The sequence below is a fragment of the Streptomyces sp. NPDC048248 genome (assembly GCF_043201875.1).
Lineage (GTDB): Bacteria > Actinomycetota > Actinomycetes > Streptomycetales > Streptomycetaceae > Streptomyces.
The window spans coordinates 179322-199624 of record NZ_JBICZL010000009.1 but is presented as its reverse complement, the minus strand read 5'-3'; the positions used below and the strand labels follow the sequence as shown (position 1 = coordinate 199624).

The 20303-nt window shown below is 71.7% G+C and carries 14 protein-coding genes and 1 riboswitch; of the genes, 8 read left to right on the top strand and 6 right to left on the bottom strand.

Features of this window, described 5'->3' with window-relative positions:
- The first annotated feature begins 118 nt into the window (after positions 1–118).
- Positions 119–664: a DoxX family protein gene (locus tag ACGFZW_RS21100; RefSeq protein WP_393894690.1), complete on the top strand. Its 546-nt coding sequence runs from the start codon at positions 119–121 to the stop codon at positions 662–664.
- A 150-nt stretch (positions 665–814) separates the two neighbouring features.
- On the opposite strand, the gene ACGFZW_RS21095 is transcribed toward ACGFZW_RS21100, so the two are convergent.
- Entirely contained in the window at positions 815–1024 is a 210-nt protein-coding gene (locus tag ACGFZW_RS21095) for a hypothetical protein (protein WP_393894689.1), read from the bottom strand.
- On the bottom strand, positions 1024–2607 hold the full coding sequence (locus tag ACGFZW_RS21090) for a PspC domain-containing protein (protein WP_393894688.1): 1584 nt from the start codon (positions 2605–2607) through the stop codon (positions 1024–1026). The genes ACGFZW_RS21095 and ACGFZW_RS21090 overlap by 1 nt, the downstream gene beginning before the upstream one ends.
- Before the next feature lie 371 nt (positions 2608–2978).
- Here ACGFZW_RS21090 and ACGFZW_RS21085 point away from each other — a divergent pair, with 371 nt between their 5' ends.
- From ACGFZW_RS21085 to ACGFZW_RS21070, 4 genes are all read left to right on the top strand, one after another.
- The gene (locus ACGFZW_RS21085) at positions 2979–4820 is read left to right on the top strand and encodes a protein kinase (RefSeq protein WP_393894687.1); all 1842 of its coding nucleotides are present in this window, start codon (positions 2979–2981) and stop codon (positions 4818–4820) included.
- A 252-nt stretch (positions 4821–5072) separates the two neighbouring features.
- Positions 5073–6362: a PspC domain-containing protein gene (locus ACGFZW_RS21080; protein ID WP_393894686.1), complete on the top strand. Its 1290-nt coding sequence runs from the start codon at positions 5073–5075 to the stop codon at positions 6360–6362.
- Between the two features lie 115 nt (positions 6363–6477).
- Positions 6478–7191 carry a LuxR C-terminal-related transcriptional regulator gene (locus ACGFZW_RS21075; protein WP_393894685.1) on the top strand — a complete coding sequence of 238 codons (714 nt, stop codon included), beginning with the start codon at positions 6478–6480 and terminating at the stop codon, positions 7189–7191.
- Between the two features lie 405 nt (positions 7192–7596).
- Complete coding sequence (locus ACGFZW_RS21070) at positions 7597–8742, top strand: alpha/beta hydrolase (protein ID WP_393894684.1); 1146 nt, start codon at positions 7597–7599, stop codon at positions 8740–8742.
- Between the two features lie 153 nt (positions 8743–8895).
- On the opposite strand, the gene ACGFZW_RS21065 is transcribed toward ACGFZW_RS21070, so the two are convergent.
- Entirely contained in the window at positions 8896–9984 is a 1089-nt protein-coding gene (locus tag ACGFZW_RS21065) for an NlpC/P60 family protein (protein WP_393894683.1), read from the bottom strand.
- 360 nt (positions 9985–10344) lie between these two features.
- On the opposite strand from ACGFZW_RS21065, the gene ACGFZW_RS21060 reads away from it, so the two are divergent.
- Positions 10345–10698: a hypothetical protein gene (locus ACGFZW_RS21060; RefSeq protein ID WP_393894682.1), complete on the top strand. Its 354-nt coding sequence runs from the start codon at positions 10345–10347 to the stop codon at positions 10696–10698.
- Positions 10699–10883: 185 nt separating this feature from the next.
- On the opposite strand, the gene ACGFZW_RS21055 is transcribed toward ACGFZW_RS21060, so the two are convergent.
- A complete protein-coding gene (locus ACGFZW_RS21055) occupies positions 10884–12035 on the bottom strand; it encodes an NlpC/P60 family protein (RefSeq protein WP_393894681.1) in 1152 nt (383 codons plus the stop codon).
- 7 nt (positions 12036–12042) lie between these two features.
- Positions 12043–12229, bottom strand: a riboswitch (cyclic di-AMP (ydaO/yuaA leader).
- Positions 12230–12678: 449 nt separating this feature from the next.
- On the opposite strand from ACGFZW_RS21055, the gene pcrA reads away from it, so the two are divergent.
- On the top strand, positions 12679–15162 hold the full coding sequence (gene pcrA / locus ACGFZW_RS21050; protein ID WP_393894680.1) for a DNA helicase PcrA: 2484 nt from the start codon (positions 12679–12681) through the stop codon (positions 15160–15162).
- A gap of 76 nt (positions 15163–15238) precedes the next feature.
- Here pcrA and ACGFZW_RS21045 read toward each other — a convergent pair whose 3' ends face one another.
- Together ACGFZW_RS21045 and ACGFZW_RS21040 are read right to left on the bottom strand one after the other, a co-directional pair.
- On the bottom strand, positions 15239–17140 hold the full coding sequence (locus tag ACGFZW_RS21045) for a M23 family metallopeptidase (RefSeq protein WP_393894679.1): 1902 nt from the start codon (positions 17138–17140) through the stop codon (positions 15239–15241).
- Between the two features lie 224 nt (positions 17141–17364).
- Positions 17365–18276 (bottom strand): esterase/lipase family protein, encoded by a 912-nt coding sequence (locus ACGFZW_RS21040; RefSeq protein WP_393894678.1) that lies wholly within the window; start codon positions 18274–18276, stop codon positions 17365–17367.
- A gap of 380 nt (positions 18277–18656) precedes the next feature.
- Between ACGFZW_RS21040 and ACGFZW_RS21035 the strand changes: the two genes are divergently transcribed.
- Entirely contained in the window at positions 18657–19115 is a 459-nt protein-coding gene (locus tag ACGFZW_RS21035) for a cobalamin B12-binding domain-containing protein (RefSeq protein ID WP_393894904.1), read from the top strand.
- The last annotated feature ends 1188 nt before the right edge of the window (positions 19116–20303 follow it).

The following is a 20303-nucleotide window of genomic DNA, read 5'->3' as shown; positions in this document are numbered from 1 at the left end:
ACCCCTCTGACGTGCATCGGACGGTTGAACGTTGTACGCACACGCGTCCGTATCTCCCCAGGAGGCGCGGTCGCGGGCACAATCGTCTGCGCCCGGTGGCAACGGAGAGGCGGACGTCATGGCTCACGCGGACCGTACGATCAGCGCAGACCTGAAAGGGGCGGGGGTCGGCGCTGCCGGCACCGGAGGGCGGGCGCGGGCGGCGCGCCACGCGCTTCTCCCCTTGCGCATCTTCCTGGGCGGCACCTTTGTCTACGCAGGTGTCGACAAGCTGACGGACCGGGCCTTCCTGGCGGCCGACGGCAACGGATCGCTCGGCGCTCTGCTGGAGCAGGTCCATGACTCGGCGGCGCTGCCGCAATTGGTGGAGCTGGCGCAGCGCAGCCCGGTGGGCTTCGGCTACGCAATCGCGGTCGGTGAACTGCTGGTCGGCGTCGGGATACTGGTCGGCCTGCTGGGGCGGCTCGCGGCGGTCGGCGGAGCGCTGATCTCGCTGACGCTGTGGCTCACCGTGAGCTGGGCGACGTCGCCCTACTACTACGGCAATGACCTGGCCTACCTGATGGCCTGGATCCCGCTGGTGTTGGCGGGTACTCCGAGATTCTCGCTGGACGCGGCGCTGGCGAACCGCCGTGCCCGGCAGGGGCGGCAACTGTTCGGCTGAGGGCGCGGCCGAGGGTATGGCCGGATGTTCGGCTTCCTGCTCGGCCGAGCAGGAAGGATCTGCCGCAGCCCGGAGGCGCCCGGCTCGTCATCGCTGCCGCGGCTCCAGGCACGGCTGCGGTTGCTGCTGCTGTTGCTGGTTCGGCTGTTGCTACGGCTGGTGTGGCGACTGGCGGCGTCGGCGGACCGGGGCCCAGATGGCTGCGGTGATGCCGGAGAGGACAAGTCCGAAGGGGAGGGCGAAGAAGAGCCAGGGGCCGGGGGCGTCCCAGGAGCCGAGGGCGTCGAGGCCGTAACCCGTGCCGACCGTGAGGGCGGTGACGCCGGCGATCAGGCGGGCCGGTTCGAAGGGGTGGCGCATCACGAGAGGGCTCCCTCGGAGATCCGGTGCGACGGTGCGACAAGGGCCTGCGCGCCGGCTGCGGGCGCCTCGGGCGCCTCGGACGAGCGGCCGGTCGGGCTTGGTGGGACGGATGCGTTGGACGGGGCGGACGGGGCGGACGGGGCGGTCGGGGCAGACGGAGCCGTCGGGGCGGACGGAGCCGTCGGAGCTGTCGGTGGGGTGGCCGGGGTGTAGGGCTGGACGTCCACCTGGCCGGCGCCGACCTTGAGGTCCAGCTCCAGGGAGCCGCGCGGCTTCTCGCCCTTCCTGAGACCTTCGGCGGGGAGCGTGACCGTTCGCTGCCGATCGCCGGCGGAGAGATCCACGTCGTCAGGGGCGTCGCCGGGCAGCTGGATGTCCCCCAGCCCGAGAGAGATGTGGAGGGTGACGGGGACGCCTCGAGGCAGGGTGACCTGCAGGCGTCCGGCGCCCACCTCCGCGCTGGTGCGGACCTTGTCGTCGGCTTTCAGCGGCAGTCCTCGGAGGTCCAGGATGCCTTCGCCGGAGCCGAGTTCGTAGTGCTGCCGCACCGCGGCGACGGTGGTGGGGGACCAGGTGCGGTGCTGCCAGTTGGTGGTGAGCTTGTCGGGCAGCGCCGTGGCGCCGGCCAGCAGGACCGCGGTCAGGACGACCATGAAGACGGTGCCGCCGCCGGTCCTGCCGCACCACGCGCTGAGCACCAGCCCCAGGCCGAGGACGACCAACGCCGCGGCGAGGCCCGCCTGCAAGGACGGTGTGAGGTCGTCGTACGCGGAGACGGACAGGGTCGTGCCGGCGCCGGCGAGCATCGCCAGCAGAAAGGTCCACCCCCCGATCGAGCGGGCGGCGCGGGGAGTTCCGCGCCGTGGGGGCCGGCTCGGCTCGGCGGGCCATTGCCGGTCCTGACCCGGTCCGGCACCACGCCGCCCGCCCGCCGCACCCGCACCGTGCTCGAACTCGTACGTCACATCCAGGGGCAGGCTCTCGGGGCCCCAGAGATAGCCCCCGCCCGCCGCCGGTTCCCCGGAGCGCGGATCACGCCACCAGGAAGGGGTGTTCGGCGCGGGGGGAGCCTTGGTCTCGGGTGGTGCGTCGGCGACGGTCTGGGCGGTCGCGGCGTCCATCGACGCGACCCCCGCCGCTTCCGCCCGCCGGCGCTGCCGCGACCAGTAGGCGGAGCCGGCCACCACCAGCGTCAGCATGATGGCGAAGGACATGACGCTGCCCTTGCCGAGCGTCGTCAGGAACAGTCCGCAGCCGACCAGCGCGAAGAGCAGGGCCGTCAGCGCGGAGCCCTCGACGCGGCCGGAGAGCAGCCGGCGACCCTCGTTCTCCTCCTCGCCGTCGAGCGGGATGAGCAGCCAGGCGAAGCCGTAGGCGATCAGCCCGAGGCCGCCGGAGAGCGACAGCACCGCCAGCACGATGCGGAAGATCACCGGGTCGAGATCCCAGTGCCTGCCCAGCCCGCCGCAGACCCCGCCCACGACCTTGTGCCGCCGGCTGCGGCGCAGCGGGGCATGGGGCGGGGTGGGACCGGCGACGTCGGAGGGCGCCGGCTCCTCAGCGGGGGCTGCATCGTTCATGGACCCATGGTGACAACCGCGGCGAGGTCCCGACATCCGTGGGAACCCTGGCTGATCCCTGAGATCGGCCCGGAGACCGCGCCGGTCACGGCGTCACCGTCACGATCCCCACCGCGAGCATGCGGGGATGCACGGCGCGGGGCGCACGGGCCCGGACCCCGAGCGATGGACGCCGAACGCCGGCATCGCGCGCCGTGGGAAGCCCGCCGTCCGGGTGTGGCCCTGATATCGCCCGGGAGTTCGCATATCGCCCGGGCCCGCGGTCCGACGGCAGCTCCAGGGGCGAACAGCCGGTGGCCGAAGCCCGATCCTTCGGCCCCGGGGACTATCGTTGCGCCCCGGATACGTACGGGTTTCCGGAGGGGCGTGCGGTGACGGAGGCGGCGTCGGTGGACGAGGGGCGACTGGTCGCCGGGCGATACCGCCTGGTCGAACGGATAGGCCAGGGCGGCATGGGCACCGTCTGGCGTGCCCGGGACGAGGTCCTCGGGCGCCAGGTCGCGGTCAAGCGGCTGCATGTCTCGCCCCAGTTGGAGGCCGACGAACTCGCCACCCGTCATGAGCGCACGACCCGTGAGGCGCAGGCCGCGGCCCGGATCAATCACCCGAACGTGGTGGGGGTCCACGACGTCGTGGACGACGCCGGGCTGCCCTGCATCGTCATGGAGTACGTCCCGTCCTCGACCCTCGGCGACGCCATCAAGGAGGCCGCCCGCGCCGACCGTTCGGTGACGCCCAGGGAGGCCGCCCGCATCGGACGCGGCATGATCGCCGCGCTCCGGGCCGCGCACTCCGCCGGTGTGCTGCACCGCGACGTCAAGCCGGGCAACGTCCTGCTCGGTGAGGGCGGCCGGGTCGTCCTCACCGACTTCGGGATCGCCGTCGCCAGCGGAACCTCCACGCTCACCAAGACCGGTGAGCTGGTCGGCTCCATCGACTACTTGGCGCCCGAGCGGGTCAAGGGCGGCACCCCGGGGCCCGCCTCCGACCTGTGGGCACTGGGTGCGACGCTCTATCAGGCGGTCGAGGGGCGGCCCCCGTTCCGTAAGAACACCGCGATCGAGACGGCGTACGCCATCGCAGTGGACCCGCTGGTGCCCCCACAAAATGCCGGTCCGCTGACCCCGCTCATCGAGGCACTGCTCGCCAAGGAACCGGCGGACCGGCCCACCGCCGAGGTCGTCGAGCAGGCGCTGCGCGCCGCCGAGGGCGAGGCGGACACCGCGCTGATCGGCTGGCCGACGCTGGCGCTCGGAACGGTCGACCGCAGCCGGACGGCATTCCCCGACCCGTCCGACTCGTTCGACTCGACAGGACCGACAGGACCGACAGGACCGACCGCCTCGACCGCGTCGGCCGAGGCACCCACCCGCCCGGTGCACGCGGCCGGCCACCTGCCCACGCCGGCCACCGGTACCCGTACGGGCACCGGTACCGGCACGGGCGCCCTTGGTGGCACCGGTACGGGCGAGGGCACGGCGCCCGCGGCGAACGGAGTGGCGGCTCCGGCGGGGGCGGGCCACCTCGCAGCCACCGACGTCCCCACCACGAACGTGCACGCCACGGTCCCGCTGCCCGGTAAGCGCGGCCGGGTCGTGGCCTGGTGCGCCGCGGGGGTGCTGATCGTCGGCGGTGGTGCCGGCGCGGCCTGGTACTTCGTCCACAGCAATGTCTCCGACGCCTCCCAGGCGACCGGGAACAAGACCACACCCGTGCAGCCCAGCGTCCCGGAGAGCAGCGTCGGCCCGCCGCCGCCCCTGCCCGCGGGTTTCCACCGAGTCAAGGAGCCCGCGATGGGCATCTCCTTCCCGGTGCCCGACGGCTGGAAGCGCGAGGTCAAGGACGGCGGCCGGCAGGTCAACTACGCGTCCTCGTCCGAGCTGGCGGCGCTGACGGTCAACGTCCTGGACTTCTCCTCGGCGGACCAGGTGCAGCACTTCGAGGACGTCGAGGCGGACCTCAAGGTGGAGTACCCGACGTACAAGCGACTGCGGCTCCAGGACACCGTCTTCCAGGGCGACCCCGCCGCCATCTGGGAGTTCTCCTTCATGGGCCGGGTCCGTGAGTACCGGGGGATCGACCTGGGCTTCGGCCGAGAGGGTGGCAAGGAGTACGCCATCTATGTCTCCGCGCCGAGCGCGAACTGGCCGAAGTACGAAAAGGTCTTCTCCCACGTGAAGGACGGTTTCCGTAAGGACACCCCCGACAGCTGAGGGGCGACGCGGCCAGGGACGGCGGCGGCAACGGGGCGGACCGGGGCGGGCCCAGGCCGGGTGTCACGGCAGCGTGCCCGGGGCATCGGCCGGTCCCGATGGCGCGTCGGAGGTGAGCCGCGGCCGGCCGAGGCGTGGCGGGAACGGCCGTCTGCACGCTCCGGGCCCGATGTCCGGCCGGTGCAACGTCAGGGGTCGCCTCAGGGTCCTCCCTGATGCCCCGCGGCCCGACACCGTGTGACGATCGGGGACATGACCACCGCCCCGCCCCGTGCCGGGACCCTCCACGCCCCGACGCCGGCCCCCGACGAACCGCCCGTGCGCAAGCTCTACCGCAGCGCCGACGGCCGGCTGCTCGGCGGGGTCGCGCGGGGGCTGGCCGGGCATCTGGGGCTGCCGGTCTCGTGGGTGCGGGTCGTGTTCGTGGCGCTGTTCCTCGCGGACGGCATGGGCGCACTGCTCTACGCCGCGTTCTGGTTCTTCGTGCCCCTGGGCGTCGGCGGTGTGGAGGCCAGGAGCCGGCGGTCCCGCAAGGCCGACGACAGGCGCCTGCTGCGCGGCCGCAGACCCGACAAGGGCCAGGTCTTCGCGCTGATCGCGCTGCTGATCGGCGCATCCGTCGTCGCGTCCAGGTTCGAGCTGGCCCGGGCCAACGGCTACCTCTGGCCGGTGCTGCTGATCGGCGCCGGTGTCGCCCTGGTGTGGCGTCAGGCGGACAACTCCCGGCGCGCCCAGTGGCTGGAGCTCGGCCGGCGCAAGGGCCTGCTGCCGGTGCTGCGCGGCGCGGCCGGAGTGCTGCTGGTTGGCATCGGCGTGACCGGCATCGTCGTGCTCCAGGGGTCGGTCCGGCATCTCGGCTCGGTGCTGCAGGCCGCGCTCGCCGTCGTCGTCGGCATCGCTCTGCTGGCGGGCCCCTACCTCGTGCGGATGATGCAGGACCTCTCCGAGGAACGGCTGATGCGCATCCGGGCGCAGGAGCGCGCCGAGGTCGCCGCCCATGTCCACGACTCCGTGCTGCACACCCTCACCCTGATCCAGCGCAGTGCCGACGACCCCCGGGAGGTGGCGCGGCTGGCGCGCGCCCAGGAGCGCGAACTGCGCGCGTGGCTGTACAAACCCGAGGGCCGCGGCAAGGAGGAGGACGAGGAGCCGACGACCCTCGCCGAGGCGGTGCGTACGGCCGCCGCCGAGGTGGAGGACCACCACGGCGTACCGATCGAGGTCGTGGTAGTCGGCGACTGCCCGCTCGACGAGGCCGTGAGCGCCCAGATGCAGGCCGCGCGCGAAGCGATGGTCAACGCCGCCAAGTACGGTGGCGAGGGAGGCCCGGTGCAGGTGTTCGCCGAGGTGGAGGGCCGGTCGGTCTTCGTTTCGGTGCGCGACCACGGCCCGGGCTTCGATCTGGACGCCGTCCCCGAGGACCGGATGGGCGTCCGCGAATCCATCATCGGCCGGATGGAACGCAACGGCGGCACGGCCCGGCTGCGCTCCGCCCCCGACGGCGGCACCGTGGTCGAGCTGGAAATGGAGCGCACGGAATGAGCGCGTGGACGGCACCGGCGGACGGGCGCGGCACAAGCGCAACCGGGCGGGGCAGCGCGCGGGGGACGGGGCGAGGGATGATGGCGGAGCAGACACCGAGGGACGGGCGGACGAGATGAGCAGCGACGGCGCACAGCAGGGCGAGCCCGGCATCGGGGCGGCCGAGGGCCGGACCGTACGGGTCGTCCTCGTCGACGACCACCGGATGTTCCGCGCGGGCGTCCAGGCCGAGATCGGGGAGACCGAACGCACCGGTGTCGAGGTGGTCGGCGAGGCCGCCGACGTCGACCAGGCGGTCACGGTCATCACGGCCACCCGCCCGGAGGTCGTTCTGCTGGACGTCCATCTGCCCGGCGGCGGCGGTGTCGAGGTGCTGCGCCGCTGCGCCGCGATGATGGCCGACGCCGACCGCCCGGTCCGTTTTCTCGCCCTCTCCGTCTCCGACGCCGCCGAGGACGTCATCGGCGTCATCCGGGGCGGCGCCCGCGGCTACGTCACCAAGACGATCACCGGTACGGACCTGGTCAACGCCGTCTTCCGGGTGGCCGACGGAGACGCGGTGTTCTCCCCCCGACTGGCCGGCTTCGTGCTGGACGCCTTCGCCTCCACCGACGCCCCGCCCGTCGACGAGGACATGGACCGCCTCACCCAGCGCGAGCGCGAGGTCCTGCGCCTGATCGCCCGCGGATACGCGTACAAGGAGATCGCCAAGCAGCTGTTCATCTCCGTCAAGACGGTCGAATCGCATGTCTCGGCGGTGCTCAGGAAGCTCCAGCTCTCCAACCGCCATGAGCTGACGCGCTGGGCGACGGCCCGCCGACTGGTCTGAGGCCCCGGCCGCACGGGGGAACACGGAACGCGGCCCGGCCGGGTGCGGGACAAGGCTGCACACCGGGCGGCTGCACACCGCACACGACGGCGGCGCCGATCGCCTCTCAGCCCTCCGCTCCGTAGCGGTCCGCCGCCCGCCCAACGGCACCGGGCACTGGCCCAGGAGGGTCTCGGCCCGGGCTCATGAGCAGGAGAGGGCTCGGTCCGGGCCCCGAAACTGGCCCGGTACCGACCAGGAACGATGCCCGGCAGGCGTCGGGCTGAAGTGTGGGCAAAGAGGGACGCACGGCGAGCAACCAGGACCGCGCGGATCGCCATCTAAGGGCGCGGAGAGGCTCGCTGCCGAAGGCGGGGCCGTCACCACCCCGGTCCTTCACCTACCTGCCCTGGAAGCGAGATCCCGATGAGCCTGACGGGCACGCCCTTCTTCCTCACCTCGATCGCGCTGCTGATCGTCGCCCTCGTGCTGCCGCTCGCCCTGTGGAGCCGGATAGTCGGGCCGCGCCTGGTGCGCGGCCTCGCCCGGCTGGTGATGCTGGTGTTCGCGCAGGTCACCGCCATCACCCTGGTCTTCGTCGTGGTCAATGACGCGAACAACCTCTACGACACCTGGGGCGATCTGCTCGGAACCGCCGGCCATGTCGAGGAGGCGAGGGACCTCGGCCCGGACGGCACGGGCGGCAAGCAGATCAACAACCGGCCCAAGCGGCTCCAGCAGTTCCGGCCGGCCGACGACCCGGTGGTCGGCAGCGGCGTGCAGATGACGGATCTCAAGGGGACCATCTCGGGTGTGAACGGCGAGGTCTATGTCTGGCTGCCGCCGCAGTACGACGACCCCGCCTACCGGAACACGAAGTTCCCGGTGGTCGAGGTGCTGCCCGGCTACCCCGGCTCGTCCAAGTCCTGGCTGGGCTCGCTGCGCGCGGGGGAGCAGCTGCGGCCCCTCATGGAGCGCGGCGAGATCAAGCCCTTCATCCTGGTCGCGCCGCGTACCAACGTGCTGGGTACCGCCGACACCGGGTGCGTCAACATTCCCGGCAAGGTCAACGCCGACAGCTGGCTGACCGTCGACGTGCGGCAGATGGTCATCGACAACTTCCGGGCCGGTGACACCCCGGACGCGTGGGGGCTCGCGGGGTATTCGGCGGGGGCTCACTGCGCCACGAAGCTCGCGCTGGCCCACCCGGACCGCTACCGCGCCGCGGTTGCCATGTCCGGCTACAACGACCCGGCGATCGAGCGTGATTCGCTGGCCGGCAAGGACCCGAAGCTGCGCGTCGAATCCAACCCGATGAACATCCTGAGGTCGGCCAACGCGGCGGGTAAGCCGCCGCGTACGGCCCTGTACGTCTCGGGGGCGTCGGGCGACGGCTACCAGGCGGGCCTCGGGCTCCAGCAGATCGCGAGGAAGCCGACGACGGTGACCGTCCAGCAGATCCCGGCGGGCGCGGGCGGGCACTCCACGGCGGTGTGGAAGCAGCAAGTGCCGGTCACCTTCGCGTGGTTGGGCCGTCAGATCACCGCTTCGAACGGAACTCTCAGCCCATGAGCACCGCCGTGACGGGGGAGCGCAGCTGACGGTCGGTGGTCGTGGAGCGCACCGGGCCGGGGGCGCCCCGTGGGACTCCCACAGGTGGTCGCCGGAACCCCAAAGGCGCCCGCCCGGCCTCGAGCACCTCTCCGCCTGACCTCGACATGCAGGTCAGGCAGGGCGGGCGGCTCCAGCGAACGGCATCTGGTCGATCGGTGCGATGCGCACCGGCGCACCGGGATGCGGGGCGTGGATCATCTTGCCGTCGCCGATGTAGAGACCGACGTGGCTGATCCCGGAGTAGAAGAACACCAGGTCACCAGGGGCGAGTTGGGACCGCTCGATCCGGGAGCCCGCGTTGATCTGGGTGTAGGTCGTACGGGGCAGGGAGATCCCGCCGGCCTGCCACGCGGCCTGCGTCAGGCCCGAGCAGTCGTACGCGGAGGGGCCGGTCGCGCCCCAGACGTAGGGCTTTCCCAGTGCGGTATACGCATACGAAACTGCCTGCGCCGCACGGGGGTTGGGCGCCTGGGAGGCCGCCTCCCCACCTGAGGCGGCGGCGCCGCTCCCGCCGGAGCCGTCCTCGTTCGCCATCCGCTGCCGCTGCTCCTCGGTCAGCCGGTCGAGCAGGCGCTCCGCGGAGTCCAGCTTCCGCACCACCGTCACCCGGTGCTTCTTCAGCGCGGCCTCGGTGTCGGCCAGCCGTTCCGCGGTTTCCTCCGCCCGCTCGCGGACCTGTCGGATGCTGCCGAGCCGGCGCGCGTAACCGGCCACCGCGTTCGCCTGGTGGCTGCCGGCGCGCTCCAGGACGGTGGCGCCGTCGAGGTAGCGCTGGGGGTCCGCGGACAGCAGCAGGCGGACGGTGGGGTCGATCCCACCGGAGCGGTACTGGCCGGCGGCCATGGTTCCCAGGCCGGCCTTCGCGGCGTTCAGTTTCAACGTCCTGCGCGCGGCCTCGTCCTGGAGTTCGCTCAGTTCCTCGCGCGCGGCGTCGGCCTGCTCCTTCGCGCCGTTGTACTTCTGTGTCGCCACCTCTGCCTCCTGGTACAGCGTGTCGACCCGGTCCTGCACCTGGGCGGGGGTGAGTTCGGGTGCGGCCTGGCCGGTGCCGTCGAAGGCGGTGGCGGTGGCGGCTCCGGCGAGGGCCAGAACGGTGGCCGTACGGGCGGTGCGCGCGCCGCGCGCCGTGCTGCCGGTGAGGGCGAGCGGGGCGAGCGGGTGGTGCCTGGTCCTGCGGTGCGACGCCACTGTGGCCGTCACTTCCTTCCCTTCGGGCCGTGCGTGGCCCGGGTGGTCCGGGCGGGATCCGGTGGGTCAGGCGGCGGCCCGTGAAGAGGGGGAGCGGGCCGCCGCCATTCCTTCGGGCGGGGCGGTCGACGCGTCGCCGGGGCGGAGACCGGCGACAGCGGGGAGTCGACCGCCTGGAGGAGGACGCTAAACCTGCGCCTCCCCGGGGCGAGCCCGCTTGCCCGGCATTGCTCGCTTTCGACCGCCGATTGTCCGTAGCTGACCGCCCGGTCGCCGTGGCTGCGGTCGGCTGCCTGCCTGCCCTGACCGATGCGGCGATCGGGGGTGCCCTGCCCGAAGGCGCGTGCTATGCGGCGGATACGATCCAGCACTATGGACGTAGTAATCAATATCTTCGTCGGCCTGCACATCATCGGCATCGCCTCCCTGCTGGGCGGCTTCCTGACCCAGATGAAGGCGATGAGCGCAGGCGGGGCCCGGTTCGTGCCGGCCATGCTGCACGGCGCGCTGACGATGCTGGTCACCGGCATCGTGCTGGTCGGCCTGAACCAGGCGCAGGACCAGGACCTCAACAACATCAAGATCGGCATCAAGATGGCCGTCCTGGTGGTGATCCTGGCGCTGGTCTACGTCAAGAGGGACGAGGAGACCGTCGCCAAGCCGCTGTTCGGCGCGGTCGGCCTGCTCACGGTCGCCAACATCTTCATCGCGGTGCTCTGGACCTGATCCGGCCCCGTACGCCGCTCGCGCGCTCACGGCGTCATCCGCGCAAGGTCCGGCGGACGGCCCAGCAGACGGCTCACCGCGCGGTCCCCGCCTCCGGAGTCCGGTTCGGACTTCCGGGGCGGTGACCGCGCGGTGGCGTGTGGGGGGTGGCCGTGGGGGGTGGCCTTGGAAGAGCGGCGCCGGCGTCAGGCCGGGCGGACGCTCCCGTAGATCGGCATGTAGTAGATCGACTCCTCGCGGACGTTGGCGCCCGGTTTCGGTGCGTGGATCATCTTGCCGCCGCCTATGTACATCCCGACGTGGCTGATGTCGTCGTAGAAGAAGACCAGGTCACCGGGTTGAAGATCCTTGGTGGCCACCCGCTCGCCCACCTTCACCTGGTCCCAGGTCGTGCGCGGCAGGTCGACCCCGGCCGCCTTCCACGCCGCCTGGGTCAGCCCCGAGCAGTCGTAGGACGTGGGGCCGGTCGCGCCCCAGACGTACGGCTTGCCCATCTGTGCGCGGGCGAAGGCGAGCGCCTTGTCGGCCTTGGTCGAGTACGAACCGCCGGTGTCGCTGCCGCCGCCGGTCGAGCCGTCCGAGGTGCCGTCGCCGGGCTGCTTCTGCTCCTCGCGCTGCCGGCGCTCCTCCTCCGCCTGCTTGCGTGCCAGCTCCTCGGCCTTGCGCTCGGCCGCTGCCTCCCGCTTCCGCTCCAGCTCGGCCAGCCGCGCCTTCTCCTGGGCGGTCAGCCGGGACAGCAGTTGCCGGGCCTCGGCCAGCTTGCCCTGGACCGACTGCTTGGACTCCTTCAGTGACGTCTGGGACTCCTGCAGCCGCTCCAGACTGCGGGTCGCCTCCGCGCGCTGCCGGGTGGCCTCGGCCTGCTGCTCCTGGTAGTCGGTGACCGCCTGCTTCTGCCGGCCGGTCAGCCGCTCCATGAGGTGGCTGCGGTCGACGAACTGCTGCGGGTCCTTCGCGAGCATCAGCTGCGCGGTCGGGTTCATGCCGCCGGTGCGGTACTGGGCCGACGCGAACGTGCCCAGCGTGCGCCGGGACTCGTTCATCCGCTCCGCGCGCTTGGCGGCGGCGTCGAGGAGCTTGTCGACGGTCTCGCGCTGCTCCTCCGCCTTCTCCTTGGCGGCGTTGTACTTCTGGGTGGCGACCTCGGCCTGGCGGTAGAGGCCGTCGACCTTCTGCTTGACCTCTTCGATGGTGGGCTTGGGCGCCCGGGGCGCCGCTTCGGCGGACTGCGAGAGCAGCGTGACCGAGGCGAGGGCGGCGGTGGTGAGCCCGGCTGCCGTGCGGCGGCTTCCGGGCGAACTGAGCACGCGGGTGCGCGGCTTGCGATGCGACGCCAAGGCCGGCGACTCCTTCCGTGGACCGCCTACCGGGTTAGCTGTCGGGTTCGGGCGGGTGTCGCTGACGGAAGGCTTGCCCTACGGTCGCCGCGTCCGCCTCGGGCGGCCGCGCCGATCGATTCACCCCGGTGGTGCTGGTGGGTCCCCGGCTCCGGATGCCTTCGTGGCAGGGCCGGACTCGGCGGAGGCGGCCCGTGCTGACGCTGTCGTCTGCGGGGATGCGGGCTGCCCGAGCGAGCACGGTAGCCAACTCGTGTGGCTCCTGTGAAGGCTGATGTTCGATTTGCCCGAAACCTTTTCGTGACCTGAACGTGTGCCAGGCGTTGTTGCGACAGATGTCGGCTTCGTGCTGGTGGCGAGGGCCCGCTCCATGGCTCCGGGCTGTGACGATCCGGTGCACGACGGTGACGAAACGGGCCGAGGTGCCCCGTCGTCGACAACCGGCGCCGTCCCCGTCGCCCGCCGGCTCCCGGTTTCGGCGCCCCACGGCCCCGCCCGTCCCATTTCGGCCCCTGCGCGACCCGTCACCGGCTCCCGTTCAGCCGCTTCCCGGTCTCCTCCGGCGCCGCCCGGGCCGATTCGGACCCCACTATCGGCTACTCCGGGGCGGGCTGTCGGTGGGGCCGCCTAGACTCGGTGGGCGATGAGCAGCCTCTTTGACGACAGCTTCCTGGCGGACCTCGGCCCGAAGGGCGAGGAACCCCCGCCGCCTCCCGAGGACGAGGACGGTCCCGCACAGGAGGAGATCCCCGCCGACCTGTTCGGTGGCCGCTTCGACGTGCCCGGCGGGATCCCGCACGCCATCGGCCCGGGGCGCGACCTCTACTACCGCGACGGCGCCGCGCGCCCCGCGGTCGATCCGGACGCCCTCCTGGAGGGACTCAACGACCAGCAGAAGGCCGCCGTGGCGCACACCGGCGGACCGCTGCTGATCGTCGCGGGCGCCGGTTCCGGCAAGACCCGCGTCCTGACGCACCGCATCGCGCATCTGCTCGGCGCGCGCGGTGTGCACCCGGGCCAGATCCTCGCCATCACCTTCACCAACAAGGCCGCGGGCGAGATGAAGGAGCGCGTCGAGGAGCTGGTCGGCCCGCGTGCCCACGCCATGTGGGTCTCCACCTTCCACAGCGCCTGCGTCCGGATCCTGCGCCGGGAGAGCAAGAAGCTGGGCTTCACGTCCTCCTTCTCGATCTACGACGCGGCCGACTCCAAGCGGCTGATGGCGCTGGTGTGCCGGGACCTCGATCTCGACCCCAAGCGCTTCCCGCCCAAGTCCTTCAGCGCCAAGGTCTCCAACCTCAAGAACGAGCTCATCGACGAGGAGACCTTCGCCCAGCAGGCTGCCGACGGGTTCGAGAAGTCCGTCGCCGAGGCGTACTCGATGTATCAAGCACGCCTGCGCGAGGCCAACGCCCTCGACTTCGACGACATCATCATGACGACGGTCAACCTCCTCCAGGCCTTCCCGGATGTCTCCGACCACTACCGCCGCCGCTTCCGGCACGTGCTGGTCGACGAGTACCAGGACACCAACCACGCCCAGTACACCCTCGTACGCGAACTGGTCGGCCCCGCGGAGGACGCCGGCGAACTGTGCGTCGTCGGCGACGCCGACCAGTCCATCTACGCCTTCCGCGGCGCCACGATCCGCAACATCCTCCAGTTCGAGGAGGACTACCCGGACGCCACGACGATCCTGCTGGAGCAGAACTACCGCTCGAGTCAGACGATCCTCAGCGCCGCCAACGCCGTCATCGAGCGCAACGAGAACCGCCGCCCCAAGAACCTCTGGACGGACGCCGGAGCCGGCCCCAAGATCACCGGCTATGTCGCCGACACCGAGCACGACGAGGCCCAGTTCGTCGCCGACGAGATCGACCGGCTCACCGACGCGGGCGACGCCAAGGCCGGCGACGTCGCGATCTTCTACCGCACCAACGCACAGTCCCGTGTCTTCGAAGAGATCTTCATCCGGGTGGGGCTCCCCTACAAGGTCGTCGGCGGCGTGCGCTTCTACGAGCGCAAGGAGGTCCGCGACGTCCTCGCGTATCTGCGGGTGCTCGCCAACCCCGAGGACACCGTCCCGCTGCGCCGGATCCTGAACGTCCCCAAGCGCGGCATCGGCGACCGCGCCGAGGCGATGATCGACGCCCTGTCCCTCCGCGAGAAGATCACCTTCCCGCAGGCGCTGCGCCGGGTCGACGAGGCGTACGGCATGGCCGCCCGCTCCGCCAACGCCGTCCGCCGGTTCAACGTCCTCATGGAGGAGCTGCGCACCATCGTCGAGTCCGGCGCCGGCCCGGCGACCGTCCTGGAGGCGGTCCTGGAACGCACCGGCTACCTCGCCGAACTCCAGGCCTCAACCGACCCGCAGGACGAGACCCGGATCGAAAACCTCCAGGAACTCGCCGCGGTGGCCCTGGAGTTCGAGCAGGACCGCGGCGAGGAGAACCCCGGCACCCTCTCCGACTTCCTGGAGCAGGTCGCGCTGGTCGCCGACTCCGACCAGATCCCGGACGAGGACGAGGACGGCAGCGGCGTCATCACCCTCATGACCCTGCACACCGCCAAGGGCCTGGAATTCCCGGTGGTCTTCCTCACCGGCATGGAGGACGGCGTCTTCCCGCACATGCGCTCGCTGGGCCAGACCAAGGAGCTGGAGGAGGAGCGCCGGCTGGCGTATGTGGGCATCACCCGCGCCCGTGAGCGGCTCTACCTCACCCGCTCGACGATGCGCAGCGCCTGGGGCCAGCCGTCGTACAACCCCGCCTCCCGGTTCCTGGAAGAGATCCCGGACGACTACGTCGAATGGAAGCGGACCGGGCCCGCGACGCCGTCCGCCTCGATGGGCGGGCTCTCGTCGGGCGGCGGTTTCGGGAGCGGCATCGGCTCCGCGCTGTCGTCATCGGCGCGGGCGAAGGGCCCGAGCGGCTTCGCGACCCGCCGGTCGAAGGACCGCACGGTGGTCGCGCTGACCATCGGCGACCGTGTCACCCACGACAGCTTCGGGCTCGGCACCGTCGTGGGCGTCAAGGGCAGTGGCGACAACGCCGAGGCGACGATTGATTTCGGCGGCGAGAAGCCCAAGCGGCTGCTGCTGCGGTACGCGCCGGTGCAGAAGCTGTAGCGGCGGGGGCGGCGGAGACGTCGGAGTCATCGGGCCGGGGGCGCCGCCCTCGGCCCTCCGACGGGCCGGGATCCGGTCAGTTGGGGTCGAGGCCGTGGCTGCGCAGCCACGGCAGCGGGTCGACCGCCTCGCCGCCGCCGGGGCGCACCTCGAAGTGCAGATGCGGCCCGGTGGAGTTACCGGAGTTGCCCGAGTAGGCGATCTGGTCACCGGCCTTGACCGAACCGGAGCGGATCTTGGTGCTGCTGAGGTGGCAGTACCAGGTCTCGGTGCCGTCGGGCGCCGTCACGATCGCCATGTTGCCGTACGCGGAGTTCCACTGGGTGCGCACGGTGCCGTCGGTGGCGGCCATGACGGAAGTGCCGTAGCTGACCGGGAAGTCGATGCCGCTGTGCACGGACATCCAGTTGACGCCGGCCTGGCCGTAGAGCGCGCTCAGTCCGTGCTGCTTGACCGGCAGCAGGAACTTGGGACGGGCGGCCTCCTTGCGGGCCGCCTCCTCCGCGGCGCGCTTGCGCTCCAGGGCCTGGCGCTCCTTGAGGTCGATGCGCTCCTGGGTACGGCTGGCCCGGTCGCGGAAGTCGTCGGCGCCCCTGCTGAGTCCTTCGAGCTGGGTGTCGAGCTTGCTGTTGGCCAGGGCCGGTTTGATGCCGCCGGTGTCCGGCGCGGCCTGCGCGGTCGCCTCTTCCTTGTCGTCGCCCGTGAAGCCGCTGACGGACGCGGCGGCCACGGCGCAGACTCCCATGGCGGCGACCGAGGGGACGGCGACGGTCAGCAGGGCCGACCGCTTCACCGGCCGTCGGCGGCCACGGCCGCGTACCGACTTGCCGGCCTCCCGGCCGACGACGCGGGTGGCGACCGGAGGGGTGACGGGCATGGCCTGCGTCATCGCGTCGGCGACGGCCGCGGCGTCCTGGGAGACGGACGTCGACGCGGTGTGGGCGCCGGCCTCCGGCTCGTACGTCTCGTGCGCCTGCGCGGTGAACTCGTGGCCCGGGGTCTCCGGGGCTGCGTCGTGCCCGAAGGTCTCGTGCCCGAGAGCGTCGAGCCCGGGGGTGGCGTCGGGGGCCGCCCCGTAAAGGGCGCCCTCGTGGGACGTCGTCTCGAACTGGCCGGTCGCGTAGGGATCGGAGTCGTAGTGTCCGGCCCCGGACTGCCCGGCCTCGAACTGGGCGGCCTCGAACTGGCCGGTCCCGTAGCCCGTCGCCTCGCCCCAGGTGGTGGTGTCCCACTGGCCGGTGTCGGGCGGCGGGGGCCCTGCCTGGGCCGGGATGCTCGCGATCAGGCCCTGGTCCTCGGTCGACCAGACGGCGGTGGCGTCGAAGCTGCCGGTCTCCTGGAGCGCGTCGGCGTGATAGCCGGCGGGGTCGTAGCCGCTGGTGGGGTAACTCCCGCTGTCGTAGGCGCCGGTGGGGTAGCTGCCGGTGTCCCACCCGCCGTCGGACTGTGCGGGGACCCCGTAGCCGGTGTCGTACCCGGGGTGGCCGTAGGCGCCGGTGTCCTGCGCCAGGTCGTGCCCGGCGGTGTCGTACGCGGGAGCCCCGTAGGAGGTGTGTGCGTACGGGTCGTGTTCCGCGGCCTGCTGCTGCGTGCCGTAGGAGGCGTAGGCGCCGACGTCGTAGGCGCCGGTCTCGTGGCCGCCGGAGTCGTACTGGCCCGGGACGAAGGCGTCGGGATGGCCACTGGCGTCGTACCCGCCCTGGCCGTAGCCGGCCTGCCCGTATGCGCCGGTGTCGTACATGCCGGTGTCGTAAGTCCCGGTGGCATAAGGGTCCGTGGCATACGCGCCGGTGTCGTACTGGCCCGTTTCGTACGAGCCGGGAAGCGAACCGAAGAGGGGGTCGCCGCCGCCGTACTCGGCCACGGCATCCTGGGAGTGCTGCGGGGCGTAGACGTCGTAGCCCGGATAGTGCGCATGCGAGGCGTCGGAAGCGGGGCCTGTCGGAAGCGGAGCCCCCGATGGGTGACGGTCGTTCACCAACTTCTCTTTCGCCTCGGCAGCAGGAGAATTAGCGGCGACTGTACCCGGCGGTACGCGACGGCGACAATCTTCCACAGGTTTCAGGCTCGACGAGACCGGGCATTTGGCCGCCTTTCGCCAATCCACATGCGAGATATTGGCGCCACGTTCGATGTTTGTTCGATGTCGAGCCATGATCGCGTCGCGAATGCGGGGGCAATGCGACGCGGTGAGGGATCGGTTCAAGCCACCGAAAAGGCGCGCCCTGTCCCTTCCGCCTCCTCGACCGAGGTGAGTGCCTCGCGGATGCCCGCCGCGACCGTGCCGTTGACCGGTAGCGCGAGATGTCCGACACCGGTGACATGCACGTTGTGCGCACTCAAATCGGGGTGTTCGACGCAGGCCGTCCGGGGTGGCGCCATCACCTGGTCGTCCTCGCTCCAGAACGCGACGAAATGCGTCCGGCAATGCGGGGCCGGAAGTGCCAACTCGGCGATCACATCGGAATCCGGCCGCATCTGCCGGATGACGGGGTGCGCCGACATCAGCGGCGCCACTCTCGTGCCGGAGTGCGGTGTGCCGAGAGTGATTACCGTGCGCACCCGGGAGTCACCACCCAGTCGCTGTACGTAATACCGCGCGATCAGCCCGCCGAGACTGTGCCCGACGATGTCCACTCGGGTGTGCCCGGTCCGCAGGCACACCTCTTCCACATGCTTGCCCAGCAAATCGGCGGCCTTTCGGAGGTCGCAGGTCAGCGGGGAGTAGTTGAGCGCCTCGACATGGCGCCAGCCGTGCCGCCGCAGCGATCGGCGAAGCAGCACGAAGACGGAGCGGTTGTCGATGAAGCCGTGCAGCATGAGAACGGGCGGATGGGCGCGCCCTTCCGTCGGCAGCACCGCGGGCGCGTCGGGGTCGGTGGCGGTGCCGGTCTCCTGCCCCGCGCGACGGGGAGCGTGGCCCGGTGCGGGCTGCTCCTGGGAGATGCCCGTCGGGTAGAGGATCAGATGCCCGGCGAGGACCGCGAGGTCCATGAACATGCTGAGCGGGAGCAGCGAGGAGACGCGCGTGGAGAGCATGCGCGTGCATTCGAGCGGCGCGAAGCGGAGGTGCGCGAGAAGAGCGGCTGCGGAGAGAAGGGGCATGGCCGACATGGCGGACCTCCCGAACGGCATCCGGGAGGCGTCTCTGACTCCCGGTCGCCCTCGTGGGAAGCCGTAGTCGGCCTGGAGCGTGCTGCTCCGGCCTTGGCGCGCGCCCTGCGGCGTGGAGGCCCGGCTGCGGCTCCCCATGCGCCGGGCCCGCGCGGCGACTCCCGCCACTGGGCCGCGACGGTGCGACACGCGGGACGCGACGCTTAGCGAACGTGTCCCATGTGTGATTTCCCCCTCCCTGCATGTCACGAAACAGCTGGGTACGGGATGCTGGCGATAACGTTCGTTCACACTCGTGGCCGCCGGATCGCGGTCGCGCGATCGATTGTCGGCTCTGCGGCATCGCTACAGCGCGTGCCGTGCATGGCTTGGAGGCAGTGATGGGTGTGGCGCGGCAAGACGGAGCGCAGGCGAAGAGCCCGAGCGCGACGGGCAGGTCGGGGCCGATCCGGGTGGTGGTGGCCAAGCCGGGGTTGGACGGCCACGACCGGGGTGCCAAGGTCATCGCGCGGGCGCTGCGCGACGCCGGTATGGAGGTCATCTACACCGGTCTGCACCAGACCCCTGAGCAGATCGTCGACACGGCCATCCAGGAGGACGCCGACGCGATCGGGCTGTCCATCCTCTCGGGCGCCCACAACACCCTCTTCGCGAAGGTGATCGCCCTGCTGGAGGAGCGCGACGCGGCGGACATCAAGGTCTTCGGGGGCGGCATCATCCCCGAGGCGGACATCGCGCCTCTGAAGGAACAGGGCGTCGCGGAAATCTTCACGCCGGGCGCGACGACCGCCTCCATCGTGGAGTGGGTCAACGCGAACGTCCGATCGCTGGCGGTCTGAGGCAGAGGGATCTCCGAGCCCGAGCCCGAGTCCGGACTCTGAGGCTTAGGGGTCTCTGAGGCAGAGGGGTCTCAGAGCCTGAGTCCGGTCCTGAAGCTGATGGGGCTTCTGGCGCTGAGGGGCCTCTGAGGTTGAGCGGGGCTCTGACGCTGAGCGGGGCTCTGAGGCTGAGGGGCAGTGGAGTGGGCCGCCGGCCCGAGCGGAGGGGGCTGCGCGGCGGCGCGGCGGCGGGCCGAGCGGTCCTGCGTGCGGCCGGGGTCTGGCCTGCGTGCAACCGGGGCCTGGCCTGCGGTCGGAGGTGGCGCGTGGGCCTGCTGCCGGAGGCGCGGCCCGATCCTGGATCCCGGGTCCCGACCCGGGCTTCCACCCCAGCTGCCAGGCGCCAGCCGCCAGCTGCCAGGCGTCAACGCCAGACCTCGGCCCCGCGCCGATCAGCGACTCCGGAGCCCCGGAAGACGCTCAGGCCTCGGCCTCAGCCACGTCGGCTGCTCAGGCACGGCGGCTTCAGCCTCCGGGTTCAGCGCTTGTCCCTAAATCCCTCCGTCCGAGCTTCAGCCTCTGCGGCCCCGCAGCTGCCGAGCTTCGGACCCGTACTCCCCAGACAGGTGCGCCTGCGCTCAGGCCGCTCGGTCTCAGACCCGTGCTCGCGCCCAGGCCGCTCGGTCTCAGTACCCGTGCTCCTCAGCCCCGGGCCGCTCGGACTCAGCCCAGGGGCCTGGGAAGACCTTTCGCGACGGCCGGGTCACTCGGCCGAGGCGGGCGCAGTCCTGGAGCAGGTGGGTGAGCCAGGGCTTCGCCTCTGTCGGTGACCTCATCGCCTCGATGCAGCGGTGGGGGCGGTGTGGGCGCGGTGTGGGCGCGGTGGGGGCGCGGTGGGGCCCTTCGGGCCGGGCTCGATCCCGGCCTCGCGATTCCGACCCCAGCCCCTACCTCGATCCCCACCCCCACCTCGATCCCCACCCCACCCCACCCCGATCCCCACCCCACCCCGATCTCGATCCTGGTCCCGGCCCCGATCCCTGGGCTGCGGCGCGGATGGATACGGCGTGCCTGGGCTCGGCGTGGGGTGGCGCGTGCCCGGGGCGTGTGATGCCGGCCCGTCCGGGGCGTCTGACCTGTCGGTGATGGCGGCTGGCGCGGTCGCGTCTGCCGGGGCAGCGATCGCGACGACGTGGCGGCGTCGGCCGC

Coding starts and splice junctions, on each gene's coding strand:
- ACGFZW_RS21075 (WP_393894685.1), top strand. CDS start 6,478: ATGAGCAGCGACGGCGCACAGCAGGGCGAGCCCGGCATCGGGGCGGCC.
- ACGFZW_RS21080 (WP_393894686.1), top strand. CDS start 5,073: ATGACCACCGCCCCGCCCCGTGCCGGGACCCTCCACGCCCCGACGCCG.
- ACGFZW_RS21100 (WP_393894690.1), top strand. CDS start 119: ATGGCTCACGCGGACCGTACGATCAGCGCAGACCTGAAAGGGGCGGGG.
- ACGFZW_RS21090 (WP_393894688.1), bottom strand. CDS start 2,607: ATGAACGATGCAGCCCCCGCTGAGGAGCCGGCGCCCTCCGACGTCGCC.
- pcrA (WP_393894680.1), top strand. CDS start 12,679: ATGAGCAGCCTCTTTGACGACAGCTTCCTGGCGGACCTCGGCCCGAAG.
- ACGFZW_RS21095 (WP_393894689.1), bottom strand. CDS start 1,024: ATGCGCCACCCCTTCGAACCGGCCCGCCTGATCGCCGGCGTCACCGCC.
- ACGFZW_RS21070 (WP_393894684.1), top strand. CDS start 7,597: ATGAGCCTGACGGGCACGCCCTTCTTCCTCACCTCGATCGCGCTGCTG.
- ACGFZW_RS21040 (WP_393894678.1), bottom strand. CDS start 18,276: ATGTCGGCCATGCCCCTTCTCTCCGCAGCCGCTCTTCTCGCGCACCTC.
- ACGFZW_RS21035 (WP_393894904.1), top strand. CDS start 18,657: ATGGGTGTGGCGCGGCAAGACGGAGCGCAGGCGAAGAGCCCGAGCGCG.
- ACGFZW_RS21060 (WP_393894682.1), top strand. CDS start 10,345: ATGGACGTAGTAATCAATATCTTCGTCGGCCTGCACATCATCGGCATC.